This is a genomic window from Pseudomonas sp. UBA7530, from assembly GCF_002479365.1.
GTDB lineage: Bacteria > Pseudomonadota > Gammaproteobacteria > Pseudomonadales > Pseudomonadaceae > Aquipseudomonas.
In genome coordinates this window covers 256,790-276,301 of sequence record NZ_DLMS01000013.1, presented here as the reverse complement: position 1 = coordinate 276,301, position 19,512 = coordinate 256,790, and the positions used below count along the sequence as shown (strand labels likewise).

The window sequence follows — 19,512 nt, the reverse complement described above, 5'->3', positions numbered from 1 at the left end:
AATGGCTCCTTACTTATCGGGAGGTTGATCCGGGTGCAGCGCATTGGCTAGGCGGTATGATGCCGACAAACGCGTCTACGACACAGGAGGTACCATGCCATTCGCTCAACTGATCAGCACGGAACAGCTTCAAAGTCGCCAGGGCCAGGACAACCTGCTGATCCTGGATTGCCGCTTCGCCCTCGAAGACCCGGCCTATGGCCGTCGCAGTTACCTTGACGGGCATATTCCCGGTGCCCACTTCCTCGATCTCGAACAAGACCTGTCTGCCCCGGTGATCAAGGGCGTAACCGGTCGCCACCCGCTACCGGACCCAAGCTCACTGGTCGAACGTTTGCGCAGCTGCGGCCTGCGGGCGGACAGCCAGGTGGTGCTGTACGACGACGGCCCCGGCGCCTTCGCGGCTCGGGCATGGTGGTTGCTGCTTTGGCTGGGCAAGCGCGATGGCCTCTACCTGCTCGATGGCGGCTTGAAGGCGTGGCGCGAGGCCGGCCAGGAACTGAGCATTGCCCCGCCGGAGAACGCACCCGGTGATTTCTCGGCGCAACCCGACAGCGACCTGCTGCTGAGTGCCGAGCAACTGACCCTGCGCCTGGGCAATCCGGATCTCACCCTGCTCGACGCCAGAGCGTTGCCGCGCTTTCGCGGCGAGGTCGAGCCACTCGACCCAGTCGCCGGACACATTCCCGGCGCGCAATGCGCGGCATTCACCGACAACCTCGGGGCCGATGGCCGGTTCCTGCCGGCACAAGCGCTGCGCGATCGCTTCGACCAACTACGCGGCGATCGCCCACTGGAAAACCTGGTGGCCTACTGTGGCTCCGGGGTTACGGCCTGCCACAACCTGTTCGCAATGAGCCTGGCCGGTTATCCGCTGGCACCGCTGTACGCCGGCTCATGGAGCGAATGGATCACCGACCCGGCGCGTCCGGTTGCCACCGGAGAATGACCGGGTTTTAAGTACCAATCGAAATATGCGCAATAACTCAAATCTGGAATCAATTTAAAAACAGTCCTTTACAGCTGAAATATCGCGCTAGACTTGAAATTGAGCGGCTAACCCCGCTCCCGGTGGGGCCTTTATCGAAGAGCCACTAGAAAAGCTGCCACGCGCCCGGCCCCACCGGCACTCTCCGCGAGGATGCCATGGGAATTGCCGCCTGCGATCTCAGCCAGCACGTGATCCGCCCTACCCTTCTCTATCTGAAGTGTCATAGCGCCACGGCCGAAGCCCTGCTGCTGGGGGCTGCAGCCTGCCAATCGGCACTCGGCAGCGCGCTGGACACCCCGCAAGGCCATGGCCTTTACCGCATCAGCGGGCAGCGTCACCAGACGCTCTGGGATCAGCATTTGGCCTTCGACCCCGAACTGGCCAGCCGCGTCCGTGGTCTCGCCAGCCAGCACGCCTTTCTCGAAGCCCCGCATATGGAACTGACCGTCAACCTGCGCTACGCCACGGCCATCGCCTGGCTACTGGTGGAAGCCGAAAAACTGCAGCTGCCAGCCGCCAATGACCTGATGGCCTTGGGCCGAATTTGGTGCAAGGTTTTTCAACCTCAAGGCCGCCAGCACGACTTTCTCGAAGCCTGGCAGCGCTGTATCGAGCCGGTGAGCCAGGTCGCCTGACCAAGCCGTCAGAAAAAACCTGAGGGAGATACGCGCCAAATCTCACCAATTGTCCGACAATGCGCTCTATTTCGGGAACTTCAGCGCCTTGGCAGCGGTCAGGAAAAACTGTAGCGTGCGCCCCCTCGCCTCACCACAGGAGCTTCCCCGTGAGCAAACGCCTTCTCAAGACCGGCCTTGCCGTCGCTATCACTGCCACTTCCAGCCATGGCTTCGCCGCCGGCTTCGCCCTTAACGAACAAAGCATTTCCGGCATGGGTACGTCGTTTGCCGGCCGCTCATCGTCCGCCGATGACGCCAGCACCGTGTTCGGCAACCCGGCCGGCATGTCCCGCCTCAAGCGCGAGGAAATCAGCGTTGGCGCCGCTGCCATCTATGCCAAGAGCGATATCAGCCATGCCACAGCCAGCTCCGCCTTCGGCCCTGTAGCCGGCAGCAATGACGGCGACATGGTGCCGGTCACAGGCGTGCCCATGGGTTATTACGTCAAGCCGCTGGACGACAAGGTCGCCTTCGGCCTCGGTATCTACGTGCCATTCGGTCTGATGACCGACTACGAAAGCGGCTACCAGGGCCGCTACTACGCCGACAAGAGCTATGTGCGCGTCATCACTGTCCAGCCGACGCTCAGCTATCGTTTCAACGACAAGCTGTCGGTAGGCTTCGGCCCCACCTTCAACCATATCGAGGGCGAGCTCTCCTCGTCGCTGAATGCCGGCACCGAAGACGGCAAGGTGAAGGTCAAGGGCGATGATACGGCGGTCGGCTTCAACGTCGGCGTGCTGTACGAATTCACCCCGCAGACCCGCCTCGGTCTGACCTACCATTCGCGCGTGAAGTACGAGCTGGAAGGCGACACCCGGGTACAGGTCGGTGGCGCACTGGCAGGCCTGGCCGGCAAGTACGATGCCTCGCTCGACGTGACCACTCCCGAATCCGTGGACCTTTCGCTCACCCACGAACTCGACGACCGCTGGACCCTGTACGCCGGCAGCACCTGGACGCGCTGGAGCCGCTTCCAGGAAATCCGCATCGAGAACGAAACCTCGACGCTGCCGCCGCCGCTGGCCACCATCGTCGAAGAGCAGAACTGGCACGACACCTGGGCCCATGCGGTCGGCCTGTCGTACAAGCTCAACCCACAGTGGACGCTGCGTACCGGCGTCGCCATCGACCAGTCGCCGACCAACAACGTCGACCGTTCGCCGCGCGTGCCGTCCGGCGACCGCACCATCTTCAGCGTCGGTGCCGGCTGGAGCCCGAGCGAGGACATGACCATCGACCTGGCCTACTCCTACCTGCGCGAAGAGTCGGTAGACGTCGATCACGTCAGCGCCACTCGCGGCGCCTACAGCGCCCGCTACAAGAACAGCGCGCATGGCCTGGGGGCGTCGCTCAGCTACCGTTTCTGATCGGCGTCACGCACGCGGCCAGGGACGGCTGCGTGAGCTACCTCCAACCGCTGAGGATCAGGGCTGCGAGGCGATGGCCTTTTCCACAGCGGCGATCAACTCGGGATCATCCGGCTTGGTCAGGCTGGAGAAGCTGGCCACCACCTTGCCCTGGCGGTCGACCACATATTTGAAGAAATTCCAGCGCGGCTGCCGGCTCTGTTCGGCCAGGCCCTTGAACAGCGGAATGGCGTCATCGCCTGACACCGCTTGCGGCTCGGTCATAGCGAAGGTCACGCCGTAATTGACGTAGCAGACCGTAGCCGTTTCCTTGCTGTCAGCAGACTCCTGACGAAAGTCGTCGGACGGCACGCCCAACACTTCCAGGCCCTGATCCTTGAAACGCTGATAGAGCGCTTCGAGCCCTTTGAATTGCGGGGTAAAGCCGCAGAAGCTGGCAGTATTGACCACCACAAGCGGCTTGCCGCTGTACTGGCAGAGTTCGATGTTCTCGCCCTTGGTGCGCAGCTTGGGCAGCTCGCCCTGCAGCATCGCCGGACATTCGGCGGCCAGCACCGGCAGCGCCAAACTGGAGAGCAGCAGGAAGCAGGCAAAACGGCGGAAAGACATGACGATTAACCTCGAGCGATAAAGCGATCTCGCCACGCTACTCGCAGGTCCGCCCGCAGGCAACTAGCAGATACCGACGCCCAACTGCAGCAAAGCCAGCCCGCCCTGGCGCCAACCCCACCAGGCCAGCGCCAGCAGCGAAGCGAAGCCCAGCGCCACGGCACCGAACGTCAGCGCCTTGCGGCTCACGCGGGCGCCCCCTGCAGGCGCGCCACCGGTACCTCGCGCACGGGCCAGTTGAGCGCCGCGGCCATCAGGCTCAGGCCGATGGAAATCTGCCAGACCAGATCGTAGCTGCCGGTGGTGTCGTAGAGATAACCGCCCAGCCAGCCGCCGAGGAAGGAGCCGAGCTGGTGGAACAGGAAGACGATACCGCCGAGCATCGAAAGGTTGCGCACACCAAACAGGGTCGCCACGGTGCCGTTGGTCAGCGGCACCGTCGACAGCCACAGCAGGCCCATGGCGATACCGAACAGGTAGGCGCTCCACTGCGTCAACGGCGCCACCAGGAACAGCGTGATCACCACGCCACGCAACAGGTAAAGAATGCTGAGCAGACGCGGCTTGGCCATGCGCCCGCCGAGCCAGCCGGCGATGTAGGTACCGAAGATATTGAACAACCCGACCAGTGCCAGCACCGTAGTGCCGGTGAGTGCCGGCAGGTGGTGGTCGACCAGATACGCCGGCAGGTGCACGGCGACGAACACCACCTGAAAGCCACAGACGAAGAAGCCCAGCGCCAGCAGCCAGAAGCCGGAATGACTGGCGGCCTCACGCAACGCCTCACCCAGGGTTTGCTGCGGGCCATAGCTCGCCGGTGGCGGCGTCTCGTTGATCATCGCGGCCAGCGGCACGATCAGCGCCACCAGCAGGCCCAGCGCCAACAGCGCCGCCGACCAGCCCAACCAAGCGATCAGGCCCAGCGTACCCGGCAACATGGCGAACTGGCCGAACGAGCCGGCGGCCGCTGCGATACCCATGGCCATGCTGCGCTTCTCTACCGGCACGGCGCGCCCGACCACGCCGAGAATGACCGAGAACGAGGTGCCGGACAGGCCGATACCGATCAGCAGGCCGGCGCTCAGCGACAATGACAGCGGCGAGTCCGCCATGCCCATGCACAGCAGCCCCAGCACATAAAGCACGCCGCCGATGACGATGGCCTTGCGCGCACCAAAACGGTCGGCCAGTGCGCCAGTGATCGGCTGCGCCAGGCCCCAGATCAGGTTCTGCAGCGCGATGGCGAAGGCGTACACCTCGCGCCCCCAACCGAACTCCGCACTCATCGGCGGCAGGAACAGGCCGAAGCCATGGCGAGTGCCAAGCGACAGCGCCAGGATCAGCGAGGCGCCGAGCAGCAGCCAGGTGGTTGAACGCCAAGCAGTTGTCATTATTGTCTCCAGCGTACGGCCGCCTGCGACCGCGTAGGCAGTAATACGGCCATCAGGCCAGTTCGTCGAGCAGCTTCATCAACTCGGCGCGGCGACTCTCACCCAGCCGAGCGTTCAGCGCACACTGCACCTGTTCCCACAGCGGCAGCGCCTGTTCGACACGTTGCAGGCCGGCCTCTGTGAGCCGTACCTCGCGAGCGCGCAAATCGCGCCCTTCCCCCAGTTGCACCAGCCCCTGTTCTTCCAGCACCCGCAGATTGCGCCCCAGAGTACTGCGATCCAGCCCCATGGCTTCGGCCAGCACGGATATGCTCGGCTGGCCGAGCCGCTGAACATGGCGCAGCAAGGAAAACTGGGCAGCCCCAAGGCCGACGGCGGCCAGCGCGTCGTCGTAGCGTCGGGTCACGCCACGGCTGGCGCGGCGCAGTTGGGTACAAAGACAGGAAGTCGGCAACATAAATGCAGGTATATACCCGCATCGGCGATTCACACTCATACAGTTACGTAGCGCGTCACCATAACAGTTGCTTCAGAGGCTCAATGCCAACGCCAGCAGCGCGCCGCATTCGGCCAGTTCGACCAGCGCTCCAGCGGTATCGCCCGTGGTGCCGCCCAGGCGCCGCAACAGCGCGCGGCGCAGCCACACGAACAACAGCAATGCCGTCGCCAGAGCCAGCAATGCGGGCCAGCCGAACAGCAGCATGCCCAGCAGATGCCCGCCGAGCACCCAGGGCAACTGCTGGCGCGGCAGATGATCGACCAGCGCCTGGCCCAGGCCACCGGCGCGCACGTATGGCGTGCTTGCCAACAACAGCGGCAGCAGGCTGCGCCCCAGCCAGGGTAGCAGTATCAGGCAGGCGCCCTTTCCGGTTTGCAACAGCGTCAGCAGCGCAGCGAACTTGAGCAACAGCAGCAGCACCAGCACCACCACGGCGATCGGCCCGCTGCGTGGATCCTTCATGATCGTCAGGGTGCGCTCGCGGTCGCCAAAGCCGCCCACCCAGGCGTCCGCGGCGTCGGCGAGGCCATCCAGATGCAATCCGCCGCTCAGGCCAACCCACAGTGCCAGGATGATCGCGGCCTGCAACAGAGCCGAAGTCTGCCCCAGCAGCAGATGTGCAAGCCATAGCAACAGGCCGAGCAACAGCCCTACCGCGGGATACCAGAGCAGCGAGCGCCCCATCTGCTCGGGCGTCGGCATGCCCGGCAGACTGACCGGCAGACGGGTGAGGAACTGCAGGGCGATCAGCAGCGCAATCATGGCAACTCCGTCAGGCGCCCGTCGGCATCCAGGCTCAGGCGAAAGCGTTCGGCGTAGCCGACGTTGACCTGCAGCAGATCCTGGCGCGGCAGCTCACGTGCCCGCGCCAGCAGCAGGCGCATCACGCCGCCGTGAGTGACCAGCAGCAGACGCTGGCCGGCATGCGCCCTCGCCAGCCCCTGCAAGGCGGCGAGCACGCGGGCCTCGAACTGCAGCAGCGGCTCGCCATTGGGCGGCGTGAAGGCATAAGGGTCGGCCCAGAAACGCCCCAGCGCTTCGGCATCGCTGTCCATCAGCTGCGCGGCGCTGCGTCCTTCCCAGTCACCGAAATGCAATTCCTGCAGGCCTGGCTCGTAGTGCAGCGGCAACCCATGAGCTGCGGCCACTTCCTCGGCGAAACGCGCGCAGCGCTGCAGCGGCGAGCTGATCAATCGATCCCAGGGCCCTGCGCCCTGCACGGCGACGCGCAACTGCGCCCAGCCCTGCTCGGTCAACGCATCGTCCAGGCTGCCGCGCAAACCACCGCCCTGCTCCGTCTCACCGTGACGCAGCAACTCCAGATGCAGCATTAGCTCGGCCTCTCTGCCACAGCAGCCTCGGCGAAGGTCGCCATCTGGCCGTGCAGCGCACAAGCCAGACGCAGCAAGGGTACGGCCAGGGCAGCGCCGCTGCCCTCGCCCAGGCGCAAACCCAGCTCCAGCAGCGGCTCGGCCTCCAGCGCCTGCAACACACGCACGTGGCCTGGCTCGGCTCCGTGGTGGGCGAACAGCAGCCAGTCACGGCAACCAGGATTCAGGCGCACGGCGAGCAAGGCCGCAACGCTGCAGATAAAGCCGTCGACCAGTACCGCGACGCCCTGCTGTGCAGCGGCCAGGTAGGCGCCAACGAGGGCCGCGATCTCGAAGCCGCCAAGGTGGACGAGCGCCTGCAAGGGTTCATCGATCTGTGCCCGATGCAATGCCAGCGCCGCATCGATGACCCGCGCTTTGTGCGCCACGCCCGCGCCGTCCAGGCCGGTGCCGGGGCCAGCCAGATCGCTCGCCGGACAGTTCAGCAGCCAGCAGGCCAGCGCTGCCGCTGCCGTGGTATTGCCAATACCCATCTCGCCACCGACGAACAGATCGCAGCCGGCGGCGCGGGCGCGCTGGATACTGTCGCGTCCCGCTTCCAGACAGATCATCGCCTGGGCCAGAGTCATGGCCGGATCACGGACGAAATTCTGTGTACCGGCGCCAACCTGCAAATGTCTTACCCCAGGCAGCAGCGGCAGCGGCTCGGCAGTACCCAGGTCGATCACCTCCAGCGCGGCATCCAACTGACGCGCCAGCACGCTGATGGCCGCGCCGCCGCTGACGAAGTTGGCCAGCATCTGCCCGGTCACGGACTGCGGGTAGGCGGAAATACCCTCGGCCACCACACCGTGGTCGCCGGCGAAAATGGCGATCCACAACTTGTCCAGGCTGGGCCGCTCGCGCCCCTGCAGCGCCGCCAGATGAATGGCCAGCGCCTCCAGTCGGCCGAGCGAGCCGGCCGGCTTGGTCAATTGCTGCTGACGGGTTTCAGCCTTGGACTGGGCAACATGATCGAGCGGCTGACACGACCCCTGCCACCATTGCAGACTCATAGGGCATTTCCCTTGAGGGTCATCGGCAGCCCGGCGACGGTGAACACCACGCGCTGGCTGCGTTCGGCCAGCGCCTGATGCAGCCAGCCAGCCTCATCGACATAACGGCGCGTCAGTTCGCCCAGCGGCACCACCCCCAGCCCGGTTTCGTTGCTGACCAGCAGGATGCGCCCCGGCAACTCGGCCACGCAGTTCAGCAGCGCCTCGCGCTCGGCATCCAGGCGCTGCGGGTCTTCCAGCATCAGCAGGTTGGTCAGCCACAGGGTCAGGCAATCCACCAGCAGGCAACGCCCGGGGGCTGCCTGTTCGCGCAGCACGCGAGCCAGCGCCAGCGGCTCTTCGATCAGCGCCCAATGCGCCGGACGCCGCGTGCGATGCTGTGCGACACGGGCGCTCATCTCGCCATCGAGCGGTTCGCTGGTGGCGATATACACCACGTCCAATCCGGATTCGTCGGCAAGCTTCTCGGCCAGGCGGCTCTTGCCGGAACGGGCACCGCCGAGGATCAGTTCAAGCATGATTCAATCCACATTCGTTTCTACCGATAGGCCGCACAGCGCTCTGAGTTTTTCGCTATCCAGGTGCAACTCCACCTGATCGGCCAGGCGCTCGATATCGCGTTCGCGCAAGGCCTGATAATCCACGTGCTGCACCTCGTCCAAGCCAGCCCAACGCAGCAGCGCAGCGAACGCTGGAGGCTGTTCGAACAGGCCATGCAGGTAGGTGCCGAGCACCTGGCCATCGGCGCTGAAGCCGCCGTCGCTGCGGCCGTCGGCGAGCCGCACTGCGCCATTGAGACCCGGCCCGCGACTGACGCCGGCATGAATCTCGTAGCCGCTGACATCCGCTTGTTCCAGGCAGAGCTGGCCGTGCACGTTGCGTAGCTGTTTCTCCGGCTCCAGTACCGTCTCGAAATCCAGCAGGCCCAGGCCTTCGCTGGTACCAACAGCGCCCTCCAGGCCATGCGGGTCATGAATCTGCCGCCCCAGCATCTGCAGGCCGCCGCAGATGCCCAGGACCTTGCCGCCGTAACGCAGATGGCGGGCGATAGCTGCATCCCAGCCCTGCTCGCGCAGACGCGCGAGATCAGCGCGCACGCTCTTGGAGCCGGGCAGGATGATCAGATCCGCAGGTGGGATGGCCTGACCCGGTCCGACGAAGGTCAGCTGTACCCGAGGATGCAGGCGCAGCGGGTCGAAATCGGTATGGTTACTGATACGCGGCAGCACCGGCACCACCACGCGCAACGCCTGTTCTTCCTTGGCCTGCTGACGGGTATCGACGGCGTCCTCGGCCTCCAGGTGGAAATCCATCAGGTACGGCAACACGCCAAGCACCGGCTTGCCGGTGCGCTGCTCCAGCCAGTCCAGGCCCGGCTTGAGCAGGGCGATATCACCGCGAAAGCGGTTGATCACGAACCCCTTCACGCGCGCCTGTTCGCTGGGGCTGAGCAGCTCCAGGGTGCCGACCAGATGGGCGAACACGCCGCCCTTGTCGATATCGGCGATCAGTATCACCGGGCAATCGACTGCCTCGGCAAAGCCCATGTTGGCGATGTCGCCGGCGCGCAGGTTGATCTCGGCCGGCGAGCCGGCGCCTTCGACCAGCACCAGTTGGTGGCTCTCCAGCAGACGAGCGTGGGACTCCAGAACCGCCGCCATCGCCACCGGCTTATAGCCGTGGTAGGTCAGTGCCTGCATATTGCCGATGGCCCGGCCATGGATGATCACCTGGGCACCCATGTCGCTGTTGGGCTTGAGCAGCACCGGGTTCATATCGGTGTGCGGCGCCAGGCCAGCCGCCTGCGCCTGCACCGCCTGGGCACGGCCGATCTCGCCGCCATCTTCGGTCACCGCCGAATTGAGCGCCATGTTCTGCGGCTTGAATGGCACCACGGACACGCCCTGGCGGCGCGCCCAGCGACACAGCGCCGTTACCAGGGTGCTCTTGCCGGCATCGGAGGTGGTGCCCTGCACCATCAGGGTCGGCATCAGGAGGTTTCCTCAAGACTGGCGAGGATCGGCGCGCACTCCAGCAAGCCCTGCTGCAGCCGCAGCCAGCCGGCCTCGTCTGCCGGCAGGCCGAAACGCAGGCTGTCCAGCTCAGCGAACAGGCGTACCAGGATGCCGCGCCTCGCCAACAGCTCCATGCAGGGCACCGCACGACGGGTGCAGCAGAACTGGAACAGCGCCGAGCTACCGGTGACCGGCATGCCGCAATCACGCAGCAGTGCCGCCAGGCGCTCGCCGTCGGCCAGCAGGCGCTCGCGCTGGCGGCGCTGCCCATCACGGTCGGCCAGCAGACTCAACGCCACGCTACGCGCCGGACCGCTGACGGCCCAGGGCCCGAGCAGCACCTCCAGCTCATCCAGCAGTGCCTGGGCGGCCAGGACGAAGCCCAGACGCAGGCCGGCCAGGCCGAAGAATTTGCCGAACGAGCGCAGCACGATCAGCCCGGGCATATCGCTGTAGGCAGCCAGACTGTGCTCCGGCGTGCAGTCCATGAACGCTTCGTCGACCACCAGCCAGCCGCCGCGCTCGGCCAGCTCATCGTGCCAGTCGAGCAGGCGCGCCGGCTCGATCAGGCGGCCAGTCGGATTGTTGGGATTGACCACCAGCAATACGTCGAGCTGTGGCAGGGCTCGATGCACCGAACCCTCGCTGAGCTTGGTGATGCGATGACCTTCGCGGCGCCAGGCCGCTGCATGCTCGGCATAGGTCGGCGTGAGGATGCCCACGCTGCTGTGCCCGTGCAGACGTGGCAGCGCCTGGATCGCCGCCTGCGAGCCGGCCACCGGCAACAGGCTGGCGGCGCCGTAGTAATCGCGCGCGACCGCCTCCAGGCCGTCGTTGACCTCGGGTAACCGCGCCCAGGCGGCAGCCGGAACCGGCGGAAGCTCCCAACCGTAGGGCGCGACACCGGTGGACAGGTCCAGCCAGTCTTCCAGGGGAATGCCGTAGCGCTGCGCCGCGGCGCGCAGTCGACCTCCGTGTTCAAGCACCCAGCACCTCCCAGATCATCAGGCACAGCAGCCACAGGCCAACGCCGGCAACGACTCTGTTCATTGCCCGCTCGATATCCCGCGCGCGCGGCGCCGGGCCCTCGCCTAGCTGCGGGCGCTCATGCAGCTCACCGTGGTATTCGGCGGCGCCGCCCAGACTCACTCCCAGGCTGCCGGCACCGGCCGCCATCACCGGGCCAGCATTGGGACTGTCCCATAACGGCGCCTGCCTGCGCCAGCAGCGCAACGCCAGCCAGGTACGCCCGAGCAGTGCATAAGTCAGCGCCACCAGGCGCGCCGGCACGTAATTGAGTACGTCATCGATTTTCGCGGCCGCCCAGCCGAAGCGCTCGAAGCGCTCGTTGCGATAGCCCCACATGGCGTCCAGGGTGTTGCTCAGGCGATACAGCACGACGCCAGGCGCACCGGCGACAACGAACCAGAACAAGGCGGCGAATACCGCATCGGAACCGTTCTCCAGCACCGACTCGGTACCGGCGCGGGCCACGCCGGTGGCGTCCAGCTCGGCGGTGTTGCGGCTGACCATCCAGCCGACGCGCTCACGGGCGAGCGGCAGATCGCCCAGGCGCAGTGCGCGCGCTACCGGTTGCGCATGCTCGTAAAGGCTGCGCAGGCCAAGGGCGAAGTACAGGGCGAAGATCTCCACCGCCCAGCCCAACCCGCTGATCTGTACCAGCAGCCAGGTGAGCAGGGTCAGCGGCAGCACCGCCAGGCACCAGGCAGTGACACCGTGGCTGCGCCAGCCGCCGCCGGCGGGATTGAAGCGTTGCTCCAGGCGATCGGCCAGGCGCCCAAAGGCCACCAGCGGGTGCGCGCGACGCGGCTCGCCCAGCACGGCATCCAGCGCCACGCCGGCACAGGTGATCAGCGCCAGGCTCATCGTTCAGTCACCCTGCACTCCCCATCGATTCTCGAATAGCAACTCGCTCAGCGGTCGAGGCGTGGCCCAGCCCTCTTCAACCAGCATCGGTTTCTCATAGAAGGCGTCCACCGGCCCCAGACACAGCAGCGCCACCGGCTTGCTGCCGGCCGGCATACCCAGCAGCTCGGCCAGCGCCTCGGGGTCGAACAACGATACCCAGCCGAGCCCAAGGCCTTCGGCGCGCGCAGCCAGCCACAAATTCTGAATGGCGCAGGCGACCGAGGCCATATCCATTTCCGGCAGCGTGCGTCGCCCGAAGACATGCGCTTCGCGCCCCTCCATCAGCGCCACGGCCAGCAGTTCGGCGCAGTCACGAACGCCCTCGACCTTGAGCCGCATGAACTCGTCGCTACGCTCGCCCAGGGCCTCGGCGGTGCGCACCCGCTCAGCCTCCACCAACCCGTGGGCGGCCTCGCGCAGTTGCCGGTCACTGATACGCAGGAAACGCCAGGGCTGCATCAGGCCGACGCTGGGGGCGTGATGCGCCGCTTCGAGCAGACGCGCCAGCACTTCGGGCGGCACCTCGCCGCCGGCGAAGTGACGCATGTCGCGACGCTCGGCGATGGCGCGGTACACCGCCGCGCGCTCTTCGGGGCTGAAGGCGTGCTCGCTCATGGACGCAACAGCGCGGCGGCCGCCTCCGGGTTGGACGGCAGATAGAAGTGGATGTAGCTGGCAGTTAGCCGCCCCAGGCGATACACCGCTTCGGCCACCGGCTTGCCGTTAGGGCAGCGACCCAGTGCCAGTGGATCGAGCGGGCTTTCCAGCCGCGAGTGATGGTAGGTGTGACCGCGCAGCTCACCTTCCGGGAGCGTCACTTCCTGCAGGGCCAGTGCGGTCAGGCGCGGCTGCAACGCGGCGCTGCCCGCCAGCAGACCAAGCATGCGCCCGCTGGCGCCATGTTTGTAGCGCAGCTCATCGAGCAGATAGAGCATGCCACCACATTCGGCGAGCAGCGGTTTGCCGGCCTGGTGATGGGCGCGAATCGCATCGGCCATGGCCTGATTACTCTCCAGCTCGGACAGGTACAACTCGGGGTAACCACCAGGCAGATAAAGGCTATCCACCTCGGGCAGCTCGCTATCGGCCAGCGGCGAAAAGTAACGCAGCTCTGCGCCGAGGGCCTGCAGCAGATCAAGGTTGGCCTGATAAAGGAAGGCGAACGCGGCATCACGCGCCACGCCGATACGAACTCCGGCCAGCAGCTCAGGTGGCGGCTCAATCACCGGCGCGGCAAAACTCACTGCCGGCGGCAGGTCCACATCGGCGGTAGCTACCAGCGCATCGGCCGCAGCATCCAGGCGCGCATCCAGATCCGCGAGCTCGGCAGCCTGCACCAGGCCCAGATGCCGACTCGGCAACTCCACTGCTGCGCTGCGCGGCAAGGCGCCGAACCAGTGGATGCTGGGCGGCAAGGCATCACGCAGGATATCGCCGTGGCGGGTGCTGGCGACGCGATTGCCGAGTACGCCGGCAAAGGGCAAGTCCGGCTGGAAAGTGGCCAGGCCATGGGCCAGTGCGCCAAAGGTCTGCGCCATGGCCGCACCGTCGATCACCCCCAGTACGGGCACGCCGAAATGGCGGGCCAGGTCGGCCGCCGAGGGCTTGCCGTCGAACAGGCCCATGACCCCTTCGATAAGGATCAGATCAGCCTCGCCCGCCGCCTGCCACAACAGCCGCCGGCTCTCGGCCTCGCCGACCATGGCCAGGTCGAGCTGGTACACCGGCGCGCCACTGGCACGGGCGTGGATCATCGGGTCGAGAAAGTCCGGCCCACATTTGAAGACACGCACCCGCCGGCCCTGGCGCGTATGCAGGCGCGCCAGCGCGGCGGTGACGGTGGTCTTGCCCTGACCAGACGCCGGGGCGGCGATCAGCAGCGCCGGGCAGTGACGTGCATTCATCAGAATTCGATGCCCTTTTGCGCCTTCACCCCGGACTTGAACGCGTGCTTGACCAGGCTCATCTCGGTGACCGTATCGGCCGCCTCGATCATTCCCGGCAAGGCGCCACGGCCGGTCACCACCACATGCTGCAGCAGCGGCCGGGCTTCGATATCGGCCAGGACCGCCTCCAGCTCGAGGTAGCCATGCTTGAGGGCGATGTTCAGCTCATCCAGCACCACCAGGCCGACAGATTCGTCGCTGAGCAGGCGCTGAGCCACGGCCCAGGCTTCCTGCGCCTTGGCGATATCACGCTGGCGATCCTGAGTTTCCCAGGTGAAGCCCTCGCCCATCACGTGGTAGCTGACTTCCTCGGGAAAGCGGCGGAAGAAGGCTTCTTCACCGGTACTGGCCGCGCCCTTGATGAACTGCACCACGCCCACCTTGAGGCCATGACCGAGGGCACGCGCGACCATGCCGAAGGCGCTGCTGCTCTTGCCCTTGCCATTGCCGCTGTGTACCAGCAGCAGACCGTATTCATCCTGGGCCTGGGCGATCTTTTCATCGATAAGAGCTTTCTTGCGCTGCATACGCGCCTTGTGGCGGACGTCGCGTTCGGTGGACTCACTCATGCTGTGCTCCTGCAAGTCAGGCGCCCTCGTTGCCTGCATGAGCAGTGCGAACGGTAATGAAGAGATCGCGATGCGCTGCGCGTCCTCATCCAGGCACCAATGGCTGATCAGGCGAGCGGAAGACAGACAACACGAACGCCCCGGTGGAACCGGAGCGTTGGCCGGGCAGCGCCCTCCGCGATGCCGTGAAACTGCGACAGGCCGGTCTCCGGGCTTGTGAGCGAACCCGAAGGTTCGACGCTGCGCCTTCCCGTGCATTGCACAGTGGCCTGAAACAGCGTTTGACTCACCTACCGTTGCGGGGGCAGCGCCGGCATTGGAACCGGCTTCCCTGTTTCACCCTGGCGTGGTCATTCATGACGACTTGGGGCACCTGAAGCAAGGCGCGCAGGGTAGAGGCTGGCAGCCCTGCCCGTCAACGCCGCCGCACTAATGCCTGGGTGTGAACCCCGGCGGCTTGCTCGCCAGCCACTCGACGAAGGTCCGCAAGCGCTCGTCCGCCAACAGCGCCTCGCGACTGTTGTAGGTCAGGGCCAGCTCCTTTTCACTGAACAGCCGGTGAATCTGGTTGTGGCAGGCCCGGCAGACCCAGAGCGTGGCGGTAATGCGCTCATGACGGGCAAAGCGCTTCTGCACGTAGGCCTTGTCGTGCAGCGCCTTGGGAATCAGATGGTGACGAGTGAGTGCCACAGGCCGCGCGCAAAGCTCGCAGACCTCGGGCTGGGGCGGCAGGCGGATGGGCTCGGCCATGGCGAATCAGGGGTTGCGCGCAAGCTCGGGCGTGATCACACGCTTGGCATCGAGATAGACGCGCTGCCAGTAGACGTTGTCGAGGCTGTCCAGGCGCACGGTGCCGCCACTGGATGGCGCATGCACGAAGCGCCCTTCGCCGACATAGATGCCGGCATGGCTCACGGCGCGCCCGCCGTTGGTGGCGAAGAACACCAAGTCACCGCTCTGCAGCGCATCACGGCGAACGTCAGGAGTGCGCATCGCGCTCAACTCGCGGGTCGAGCGTGGCAGGCTAATACCGGCAGCATCGCGGTAGACATAGCCGATCAGGCCGCTGCAGTCGAAACCACCTTCCGGCGTGTTGCCACCATAGCGATACGGCGTACCGACCAGTCCCAGCGCACGGAACAACACGTCCTGCGCGCCACCCTGATAGGAGGACGAAGAAACCGGCGGATGGTAGATGGGCTGGGGGGCGGGAGCGCGGCTGCTACAGGCAGTCAGCAGCAGTGCGAGAGAAACGAGGACGACACGGGTCGTGAAAGGCATAAGCGAGGCGATCCAGGGCCTGAATGCGCTCTACTCTGCCGCTTGCAGGCAAACGGCGCAACCCTGGAGTTACGCCGTGACACATCAATTGTGGCGCTTGGCCGCGACTTGCTCTTCCACCGGAGCCAGCGCAAGGACGCGCTTGGCCTGCAGGTAGCTGCGGTTCCAGTAGCTGTCATCGAGGCTGTCGATGCGCACGCCACCGCTGCGGCTGCTGCTGGAATGGATGAACTGGTCATCACCCAGGTAGATGCCGGCGTGGCTGACACGACCACGACCGCGGTCATTGAACAGGATCAGGTCGCCAGGCTCCAGATCGGCGCGCGCCACCTTGGGCGCGTCGAGATTGATCAGCTCGCGAGTGGAGCGTGGTAGCTCCAGGCCGACTTCCTCACGGAACAGGTAACCGACGAAACCGCTGCAATCGAAACCGGACTGTACCGAGGTGCCGCCGTAGCGATAGCGCGTACCGATCAGCGAACGCCCGAGATCGAGCAGGCTGTCGGCCAGCTGCGGCATTTCATAGGGTTCGTCGTCGATCAGCGCGTTGATTTCATCATCGGCAGGCTCGGCCTGCTGAGACAGCGGACGAACAACGGGCTCGACCGTGGCTTCGCTGACCTGCGGTTGCGGCGAGTGGCCGGCGCAGGCAGCGAGAAAGACTGTAAGTGCAAGAGGCACGAGGGGTGCGAAGCGTTTTAGCATGGGCACGACCGTGTCGATTGAATTTATAAGTGCGCGACTATGCCCTCTATAAAGCCCATTTGCAAATTCTATCGACGGAAATGTGACCCAGTGGTTTCACCGCGCCATCTAAAGCGCCCGACCATTCGCACAACCGGGCGCTTCAGGGCGCTAGCCGAGAATCTCGCTCAAGGGGATGAAGCGCAGCATATCCCCTTCGGCCAGCGTGCTACCTTCCATTACTTCTGCCAGCCCTTCGGCCCACGCGGCGCTTCGCAAAACACCCGAACTCTGGTTGGCGTACGGCACTACGCGGCCATTCTCCAGGCGCGCGCGCAGGTACTCACGACGCATGCCCGGCTTGCCCCAGGTGAACCCTGCCGGCATGGCGAAACCCAGCGGCTCCACTCGCTGCGCGCCGAGGCGACGCAACATGTACGGACGCGCCAGCAAACCGAAGGTGACCAGCGTCGAAGCCGGATTGCCCGGCAGACCTATCACCGGAACGCCCTGGTAATGACCGAAGGTCAGCGGCTTGCCCGGTTTGATCGCCAGCTTCCACAACGCCAGCTCGCCCGCCTCGCGCAGCGCCAGGCCAAGGTAATCCGCCTCACCCACCGAAACACCGCCCGTGGAAAGAATCAGATCCACCTCGCTCAAGGCGCCCAGCGCCTCACGAGTACGCTGCAGGTCATCGGGCAATATCCCCGCATCCACCACCGCGCAGCCCAGACGCTGCAGCCAGGCGATCAGCAGGCGCCGGTTGCTGTTATAGATCTGGCCCGGGCCAAGTGACTGCCCCGGCTCGACCAACTCGTCGCCAGTGGACAGAACCGCAACACGCAGGCGCCGACGTACCAACAGCTGCGCCGCCCCCAGAGACGCGGCCAGCCCAAGCTCGATGGGCCCCAGGCGCGTACCCGCGGGCAGCACGCATTCACCTGTGCGGGTTTCCTGGCCCTGGGCGCGAACGTTCTGCCCGACCTTCAGCCGCTCGCGGAAATCCACGCGCCCAGCTTCATCGACCTCGACGTTCTCCTGCATCTCCACGGTGTCGGCGCCTTCCGGCAGCGGCGCACCAGTGAAAATGCGCGCGCAGGTTCCCGGCTGCAGTGGCGTGGGCGCAGTGCCGGCCTGGACGCGCTGACTGACCGGTAATGGCAGGCCGCTCCAGTCGGCCAGCCGCAGGGCATAACCGTCCATGGCGCTGTTGGCCCAGGGCGGCAGATCCAGCGCCGCGATCAGCGGCTCGGCCAGCACCCGGCCATCGGCATCGGCCAGCGCAACCTGCTCGGTCTGTTCGATGGGCGCAGCATCGGCCAATGCCAGCAGACGCTCCAGCGCCGCCTCCATGGGCAGCAGGCCGGGATGATCGCAACAACTCATCCGCGCGACTCGCAGGCACCCATCGGTTTCAGGTGCGGCACGAAATTGCAGGGGCGATGCCGTGCATCCAGTTGTTCAGCGAGAATTCCGTCCCAGGCCGTGCGGCAGGCATTGGTCGAACCCGGCAGGCAGCACACCAGCGTGCCGTTGGCCAGGCCGGCCAGCGCGCGCGACTGGACGGTGGAAGTGCCGATGTCGGCCACGGAGATCTGCCGGAACAGCTCGCCAAAACCATCGACCTGCTTGTCCAGCAGGCAGGCGACCGCCTCCGGCGTGCTGTCGCGCCCGGTGAAGCCGGTACCGCCGGTGATCACCACGACCTGCACCTGATCCTCGGCAATCCAGGTCGCGACCTGGGCGCGAATCTTGTACAGATCGTCCTGGAGCAGGACGCGCGCCGCCAGTTGGTGCCCGGCAGCGGTCAGGCGATCGGCCAACAGTTGCCCCGAGGTATCGGTCTCCAGCGTGCGCGTGTCGCTGACGGTCAGCACGGCAATGTTCAGCGGCACGAAAACCGCATCGGCCTTGTGGTTCATGGCAGGCTTCCAATTGAGAGAGAATGGGCGCTGTTATATCACACAGCCTGACTTCGGAGACTGTCGCATGCACGCATCCACCACCCTTCCCGCCTGCTCGGTGTTACTGCTTTCCGGCGGCCGCGGCCAGCGCATGGGCGGACGCGACAAGGGGCTGATCGAATGGCGAGGCCAGCCGCTAATAGCCTGGCTGCACGACCTGACCAGGCCGTTGAGCGACGACTTGATCATTTCCTGCAATCGCAACACCGAGCGCTACGCAGCCTATGCCGACCAACTGGTCGCCGATGCGCACCAGGACTTTCAAGGGCCGCTAGCCGGCATTCGCGCCGGCATGGCCGCGGCGCGCCACGAGCAGATGCTGGTGCTGCCCTGCGATGCGCCGCTGGTGGACCGCGCACTGATCGAATCGCTTCTCGCCCACGCCGGCAGCCGGCCGGTGGTGATTCGCCAGGGCAGCTATTGGCAACCACTTTTCTGCCTGCTGCCGACACGATTTAAGGATGACCTGGAACAAGCCTGGCACGCAGGCGAACGCAGCCCGCAACGCTGGTTCGGCAGGCTGTCGCCCGTGGCGATCGACTGCGCCCTGGACGACCTCCGGCTAGCCAACCTGAACACACCGGAAACGCTCGCGGAAAACGCAGCCCCCAATTGAAGCGCAACGCCCTAAGCGGAACTCATACGACAGTTTTACGTCAGAGCGAGGGTATGGCACTTATTTGAATGCAAGGAGACAGACCATGACCAAACGGATCATCCCCGCCCTGCTGATGACTATCGGCCTCGCTGCACTGGCCGGCTGTTCTACGCCGTCGGTGATCACGCTGAACGACGGGCGTGAGATCCAGACCGTGGACAAGCCGAAGTTCGATGAAGACTCCGGCTTCTACGAATTCGAGCAACTCGACGGCAAGCGCGCCACGATCAACAAGGATCAGGTGCAGACCGTCAAGGATCTCTGAGCCCGGACCTGAGGCACTGCTGACAGACACCGGGGCTCGCCCCGGTTGCAAAAAGGGATGATTGGCCTACAGATTTTTTCAGGCTAACCCCTTGTGCAATAAAAGTTTTTCGGTAGAATACGCCTCATTCGGAGTGTAGCGCAGCTTGGTAGCGCGTCTCGTTCGGGACGAGAAGGTCGCAGGTTCGAATCCTGTCTCTCCGACCAATCCCTTGTTCCAGCATGTTCCTACATGTCTCGGAACCCCAGAAAGCCCGGCCTCCAGCGCCGGGCTTTCTG

Annotated in this window: 24 protein-coding genes, 1 tRNA gene and 1 riboswitch; of the genes, 6 read left to right on the top strand and 19 right to left on the bottom strand. The window is 65.4% G+C overall.

What is annotated here, in order from left to right; translation table 11 throughout:
• The first annotated feature begins 94 nt into the window (after window positions 1-94).
• The 3 genes from B2U07_RS21910 to B2U07_RS21900 all read left to right on the top strand — a co-directional run bounded on the left by B2U07_RS21910 (window position 95) and on the right by B2U07_RS21900 (window position 3,038).
• Window positions 95-949, top strand: a complete 855-nt coding sequence (locus tag B2U07_RS21910; RefSeq protein ID WP_275546166.1) for a sulfurtransferase — start codon at window positions 95-97, stop codon at window positions 947-949.
• Between the two features lie 197 nt (window positions 950-1,146).
• Window positions 1,147-1,626, top strand: a complete 480-nt coding sequence (locus tag B2U07_RS21905; RefSeq protein WP_275546167.1) for a hypothetical protein — start codon at window positions 1,147-1,149, stop codon at window positions 1,624-1,626.
• A gap of 149 nt (window positions 1,627-1,775) precedes the next feature.
• On the top strand, window positions 1,776-3,038 hold the full coding sequence (locus B2U07_RS21900; RefSeq protein WP_275546168.1) for an OmpP1/FadL family transporter: 1,263 nt from the start codon (window positions 1,776-1,778) through the stop codon (window positions 3,036-3,038).
• A gap of 57 nt (window positions 3,039-3,095) precedes the next feature.
• Here B2U07_RS21900 and B2U07_RS21895 read toward each other — a convergent pair whose 3' ends face one another.
• The 19 genes from B2U07_RS21895 to moaB all read right to left on the bottom strand — a co-directional run bounded on the left by B2U07_RS21895 (window position 3,096) and on the right by moaB (window position 18,269).
• A complete protein-coding gene (locus tag B2U07_RS21895; RefSeq protein WP_275546169.1) occupies window positions 3,096-3,647 on the bottom strand; it encodes a glutathione peroxidase in 552 nt (183 codons plus the stop codon).
• 63 nt (window positions 3,648-3,710) lie between these two features.
• Window positions 3,711-3,836 carry a hypothetical protein gene (locus B2U07_RS21890; RefSeq protein WP_275546170.1) on the bottom strand — a complete coding sequence of 42 codons (126 nt, stop codon included), beginning with the start codon at window positions 3,834-3,836 and terminating at the stop codon, window positions 3,711-3,713.
• Entirely contained in the window at window positions 3,833-5,038 is a 1,206-nt protein-coding gene (locus tag B2U07_RS21885) for an MFS transporter (RefSeq protein ID WP_275546171.1), read from the bottom strand. Before B2U07_RS21885 ends, B2U07_RS21890 begins: the two co-directional genes overlap by 4 nt.
• Before the next feature lie 52 nt (window positions 5,039-5,090).
• Window positions 5,091-5,495, bottom strand: a complete 405-nt coding sequence (locus tag B2U07_RS21880; RefSeq protein ID WP_197856656.1) for a MarR family winged helix-turn-helix transcriptional regulator — start codon at window positions 5,493-5,495, stop codon at window positions 5,091-5,093.
• Window positions 5,496-5,567: 72 nt separating this feature from the next.
• The gene (locus tag B2U07_RS21875; protein WP_275546172.1) at window positions 5,568-6,299 is read right to left on the bottom strand and encodes an adenosylcobinamide-GDP ribazoletransferase; all 732 of its coding nucleotides are present in this window, start codon (window positions 6,297-6,299) and stop codon (window positions 5,568-5,570) included.
• Window positions 6,296-6,868: an alpha-ribazole phosphatase family protein gene (gene cobC / locus B2U07_RS21870; protein ID WP_275546173.1), complete on the bottom strand. Its 573-nt coding sequence runs from the start codon at window positions 6,866-6,868 to the stop codon at window positions 6,296-6,298. The genes B2U07_RS21875 and cobC overlap by 4 nt, the downstream gene beginning before the upstream one ends.
• Window positions 6,868-7,923 carry a nicotinate-nucleotide--dimethylbenzimidazole phosphoribosyltransferase gene (gene cobT / locus B2U07_RS21865; RefSeq protein ID WP_275546174.1) on the bottom strand — a complete coding sequence of 352 codons (1,056 nt, stop codon included), beginning with the start codon at window positions 7,921-7,923 and terminating at the stop codon, window positions 6,868-6,870. The genes cobC and cobT overlap by 1 nt, the downstream gene beginning before the upstream one ends.
• A complete protein-coding gene (cobU, locus tag B2U07_RS21860) occupies window positions 7,920-8,441 on the bottom strand; it encodes a bifunctional adenosylcobinamide kinase/adenosylcobinamide-phosphate guanylyltransferase (RefSeq protein ID WP_275546175.1) in 522 nt (173 codons plus the stop codon). The genes cobT and cobU overlap by 4 nt, the downstream gene beginning before the upstream one ends.
• Window positions 8,442-8,444: 3 nt before the next feature.
• A complete protein-coding gene (locus tag B2U07_RS21855; RefSeq protein WP_275546176.1) occupies window positions 8,445-9,914 on the bottom strand; it encodes a cobyric acid synthase in 1,470 nt (489 codons plus the stop codon).
• The gene (cobD, locus tag B2U07_RS21850) at window positions 9,914-10,924 is read right to left on the bottom strand and encodes a threonine-phosphate decarboxylase CobD (RefSeq protein ID WP_275546177.1); all 1,011 of its coding nucleotides are present in this window, start codon (window positions 10,922-10,924) and stop codon (window positions 9,914-9,916) included. Before cobD ends, B2U07_RS21855 begins: the two co-directional genes overlap by 1 nt.
• Window positions 10,917-11,825 (bottom strand): adenosylcobinamide-phosphate synthase CbiB, encoded by a 909-nt coding sequence (gene cbiB / locus B2U07_RS21845; RefSeq protein ID WP_275546178.1) that lies wholly within the window; start codon window positions 11,823-11,825, stop codon window positions 10,917-10,919. The genes cobD and cbiB overlap by 8 nt, the downstream gene beginning before the upstream one ends.
• A gap of 3 nt (window positions 11,826-11,828) precedes the next feature.
• Window positions 11,829-12,482, bottom strand: coding sequence for a 5,6-dimethylbenzimidazole synthase (bluB, locus tag B2U07_RS21840; RefSeq protein WP_197856664.1), 654 nt, complete (start codon window positions 12,480-12,482; stop codon window positions 11,829-11,831).
• On the bottom strand, window positions 12,479-13,771 hold the full coding sequence (locus B2U07_RS21835) for a cobyrinate a,c-diamide synthase (protein WP_275546179.1): 1,293 nt from the start codon (window positions 13,769-13,771) through the stop codon (window positions 12,479-12,481). Before B2U07_RS21835 ends, bluB begins: the two co-directional genes overlap by 4 nt.
• Window positions 13,771-14,382, bottom strand: a complete 612-nt coding sequence (cobO, locus tag B2U07_RS21830) for a cob(I)yrinic acid a,c-diamide adenosyltransferase (protein ID WP_275546180.1) — start codon at window positions 14,380-14,382, stop codon at window positions 13,771-13,773. The genes B2U07_RS21835 and cobO overlap by 1 nt, the downstream gene beginning before the upstream one ends.
• A 182-nt stretch (window positions 14,383-14,564) precedes the next feature.
• Window positions 14,565-14,774: riboswitch (cobalamin riboswitch) on the bottom strand.
• 37 nt (window positions 14,775-14,811) lie between these two features.
• The gene (locus B2U07_RS21825) at window positions 14,812-15,132 is read right to left on the bottom strand and encodes a hypothetical protein (protein WP_275546181.1); all 321 of its coding nucleotides are present in this window, start codon (window positions 15,130-15,132) and stop codon (window positions 14,812-14,814) included.
• Window positions 15,133-15,138: 6 nt separating this feature from the next.
• Complete coding sequence (locus B2U07_RS21820; RefSeq protein WP_197856668.1) at window positions 15,139-15,663, bottom strand: C40 family peptidase; 525 nt, start codon at window positions 15,661-15,663, stop codon at window positions 15,139-15,141.
• A gap of 84 nt (window positions 15,664-15,747) precedes the next feature.
• Window positions 15,748-16,368 carry a C40 family peptidase gene (locus B2U07_RS21815; protein ID WP_275546182.1) on the bottom strand — a complete coding sequence of 207 codons (621 nt, stop codon included), beginning with the start codon at window positions 16,366-16,368 and terminating at the stop codon, window positions 15,748-15,750.
• Window positions 16,369-16,518: 150 nt separating this feature from the next.
• Entirely contained in the window at window positions 16,519-17,733 is a 1,215-nt protein-coding gene (gene glp / locus B2U07_RS21810; protein ID WP_275546183.1) for a gephyrin-like molybdotransferase Glp, read from the bottom strand.
• A complete protein-coding gene (moaB, locus tag B2U07_RS21805) occupies window positions 17,730-18,269 on the bottom strand; it encodes a molybdenum cofactor biosynthesis protein B (protein ID WP_275546184.1) in 540 nt (179 codons plus the stop codon). Before moaB ends, glp begins: the two co-directional genes overlap by 4 nt.
• Window positions 18,270-18,336: 67 nt before the next feature.
• Here moaB and mobA point away from each other — a divergent pair, with 67 nt between their 5' ends.
• The 3 genes from mobA to B2U07_RS21790 all read left to right on the top strand — a co-directional run bounded on the left by mobA (window position 18,337) and on the right by B2U07_RS21790 (window position 19,440).
• A complete protein-coding gene (gene mobA, locus B2U07_RS21800; protein ID WP_275546185.1) occupies window positions 18,337-18,927 on the top strand; it encodes a molybdenum cofactor guanylyltransferase MobA in 591 nt (196 codons plus the stop codon).
• Between the two features lie 85 nt (window positions 18,928-19,012).
• Complete coding sequence (locus tag B2U07_RS21795; protein ID WP_197856673.1) at window positions 19,013-19,234, top strand: YgdI/YgdR family lipoprotein; 222 nt, start codon at window positions 19,013-19,015, stop codon at window positions 19,232-19,234.
• 129 nt (window positions 19,235-19,363) lie between these two features.
• Window positions 19,364-19,440: transfer RNA gene (locus B2U07_RS21790), tRNA-Pro, on the top strand.
• Window positions 19,441-19,512 lie beyond the last annotated feature (72 nt).